Annotated in this window: 3 protein-coding genes; 1 reads left to right on the top strand and 2 read right to left on the bottom strand. The window is 61.7% G+C overall.

Annotation, left to right across the window (positions count from 1 at the left end; all coding sequences use genetic code 11):
• Positions 1-24 precede the first annotated feature (24 nt).
• Together AC4FAH_RS12420 and AC4FAH_RS12415 are read right to left on the bottom strand one after the other, a co-directional pair.
• Complete coding sequence (locus tag AC4FAH_RS12420) at positions 25-1614, bottom strand: peptide chain release factor 3 (RefSeq protein ID WP_490246121.1); 1590 nt, start codon at positions 1612-1614, stop codon at positions 25-27.
• A 167-nt stretch (positions 1615-1781) separates the two neighbouring features.
• On the bottom strand, positions 1782-2177 hold the full coding sequence (locus AC4FAH_RS12415; protein ID WP_286988013.1) for a MerR family transcriptional regulator: 396 nt from the start codon (positions 2175-2177) through the stop codon (positions 1782-1784).
• A gap of 155 nt (positions 2178-2332) precedes the next feature.
• Between AC4FAH_RS12415 and AC4FAH_RS12410 the strand changes: the two genes are divergently transcribed.
• Positions 2333-2763, top strand: a 431-nt coding sequence (locus AC4FAH_RS12410) for a cation efflux transmembrane domain-containing protein (protein ID WP_490246120.1), incomplete at its 3' end; no start/stop codon positions are given.

Here is a 2763-nt window from a genome sequence, read left to right as displayed (position 1 = left end):
GGCAACTCCGTTGTGGCAACTGTCTCAGTGCTCACGGGTCGCGCGGAAGGTGATGTCCGGCCAGCGTTCCTGGGTCAGCTGCAGGTTGACGCGGGTCGGCGCGATGTAGGTCAGCCAGCCACCGCCGTCGTAGGCCAGGTTGGCACTGGCCTTGCGCTTGAAGTCTTCCAGCATCTTGGTGTCATCGCAGTAGATCCAGCGTGCGGTCTGCACGTTGATCGCCTCATAGATGCACTCGACCTTGTACTCTTCCTTCAGGCGGTGAGCGACCACGTCAAACTGCAGCGTACCGACGGCACCGACGATCAGGTCGTTGTTGTCGAACGGCTGGAAGACCTGGGTCGCGCCCTCTTCGGAGAGCTGCTGCAGGCCTTTCTGCAGCGCCTTCATCTTCAGCGGGTCCTTCAGGCGCACGCGCTTGAACAGTTCCGGCGCGAAGTGCGGAATGCCGGTGAAACGCATGTCCTCACCGATGGTGAAGGTGTCACCGATCTGGATGGTGCCGTGGTTGTGCAGGCCGATGATATCGCCCGGCCAGGCCTCTTCCACGTGGGAGCGGTCCGCCGCCATGAAGGTCAGGGCGTCAGGAATCTTGACATCCTTGTTGATACGCACGTGGCGCATCTTCATGTTCTTTTCGTACTTGCCGGAGCAAACACGCAGGAAGGCGACGCGGTCACGGTGTTTCGGGTCCATGTTGGCCTGGATCTTGAACACGAAGCCGGTGAAGCGCTCATCGTGGGCCGTGACTTCGCGGGTATCGGTATCGCGCGGCTGGGGCGGCGGGGCATATTCGACGAAGCCGTCGAGCATCTCGCGCACGCCGAAGTTGCCCATGGCGGTACCGAAGTAGACCGGCGTCAGCTCACCGCGACGATAGGCCTCGAGATCGAACTCGTGAGAGGCGCCGCGCACCAGCTCGACTTCCATGCTCAGCTCTTCGATCAGGTCTTCGCCCAGCACTTCGATGGCTTCGGGGCTGTCGAGGCCCTTGATGCGCACGTCATCGGGAATGCGGTTGCCCTGGCCCTGCTTGTAGAGATGGATCTCATCATTGACCAGATGATAGACGCCCTTGAAGCCCTTGCCGACGCCGATCGGCCAGGTCATCGGCGCACACTGGATGTTGAGCACCGTCTCGACTTCGTCCATCACCTCGATGGGGTCACGCGTCTCGCGGTCCATCTTGTTGACAAAGGTCAGGATCGGCGTGGTGCGCAGGCGGCAGACTTCCATCAGCTTGATGGTGCGGTCCTCGACACCCTTGGCGCCATCGATGACCATCAGCGCCGAGTCGACGGCCGTCAGCGTCCGGTAGGTATCTTCGGAGAAGTCCTCGTGCCCGGGGGTATCCAGCAGGTTGACCATGCGGCCCTTGTAAGGGAACTGCATCACGGAAGTGGTCACGGAGATGCCACGCTCCTGCTCCATCTTCATCCAGTCAGAGGTCGCGTGGCGATCGGCCCGCTTGCTCTTGACCGAGCCGGCCATCTGGATGGCATTCCCGAACAGCAGTAGCTTCTCGGTAATGGTGGTCTTACCGGCATCCGGGTGAGAGATGATGGCGAATGTACGGCGCACATCCGCCGCCTTGGCAATCTGGGAATCTGACATGAGCTGAAAGGCATCCGGCCCGACGTGAGGCACGCCGCGCGCACTGTTGGGTGAATAGCAGAACAAAACGAATGGCGCGCATTGTAGCGGCTGGCGCGGCGCGGCAACAGAGGCGAGCGCGATCAGCGGCCTTCAGTCATCCTTGCGCGCGCGAAAATGCCAGGGCCTTACTCCTCGGTCTCGGACAGTGTCTCGACGATACGGCACTGCGCCACCACCCCGCCGGCGCAGCAGTGCGTCAGGCGCTGCAACTCCTCCTCCATGACGGCGAGATCGCGCTGACGCTTGCGCACCTCGGCCAGCTGCGCCTCGATGCGCGCGTCTATCTGATCGCACGGCAACGCCTGCTGATCCGCCAGCCCCAGCAAGGCGCGGATATCATCCAGCGAGAAACCCAGACGCCGACAACGGCGGATGAAGGTCAACCGGCGCAGTTGTGCATTGCCATATTCGCGATAGCCGTTGGCCGCACGCCGCTGCGGGGCCAACAGCCCTTGCTTCTCGTAGTAGCGGATCGTCACCGCCTGGACGCCTGAGGCCTTGGCCAGCTGACCGATGCTCATCGCCCCTGTAACAGCCCCTGTGCAAGCCGATGATCTTTGCGGGTCTTGCGCTGCTATTCCCGGCTCGCGCTCGGATCCTTGTGTCATGATGCTTGACCTTATAGTGACTATAACCTCCATGCTGTCAGCAATACGACAGGAGGCCAAGACCCCTTATGAAAAGCTGTTGCGAAAGCAAGTCCGGCGAGCTGGCAGAGCTCAGAGCCTCTCAGGGCAAGGTACTCAAGATATTGCTGGCACTGAATGCCAGCATGTTCTTCATCGAATTCACCGCAGCCTGGTGGCTGGGCTCCACCGCACTGCTGGGGGATTCACTCGACATGTTCGGCGATGCCAGCGTCTACGCCCTGACCCTTTATGTCCTGCATCGCAGCGTGCGTGAACGTGCATTGAGCGCGCTGGTGAAAGGCATCGTGATGCTGGCGCTGGGCGTGATCGTCCTTGGCGAGGCGGGCTATCAGGCCCTCCATGGCGTCGCCCCTGCCGCACACGGCATGGGCGCCTTCGCCCTGCTGGCGCTGGCCGTCAATCTGGTCTGCTTCGGCCTGCTGTGGCGCTTCAAGTCGGATGATCTGAACATGCGCTC

The organism is Cobetia sp. (assembly GCF_983723665.1).
Note: the sequence above shows the minus strand (reverse complement) of the source record. Positions and strands in the feature narration are given on the sequence as shown.

Excerpts from the sequence above, each read along its gene's own strand:
- AC4FAH_RS12415 (WP_286988013.1), bottom strand. The coding sequence starts at position 2,177 with ATGAGCATCGGTCAGCTGGCCAAGGCCTCAGGCGTCCAGGCGGTGACG.
- AC4FAH_RS12420 (WP_490246121.1), bottom strand. The coding sequence starts at position 1,614 with ATGTCAGATTCCCAGATTGCCAAGGCGGCGGATGTGCGCCGTACATTC.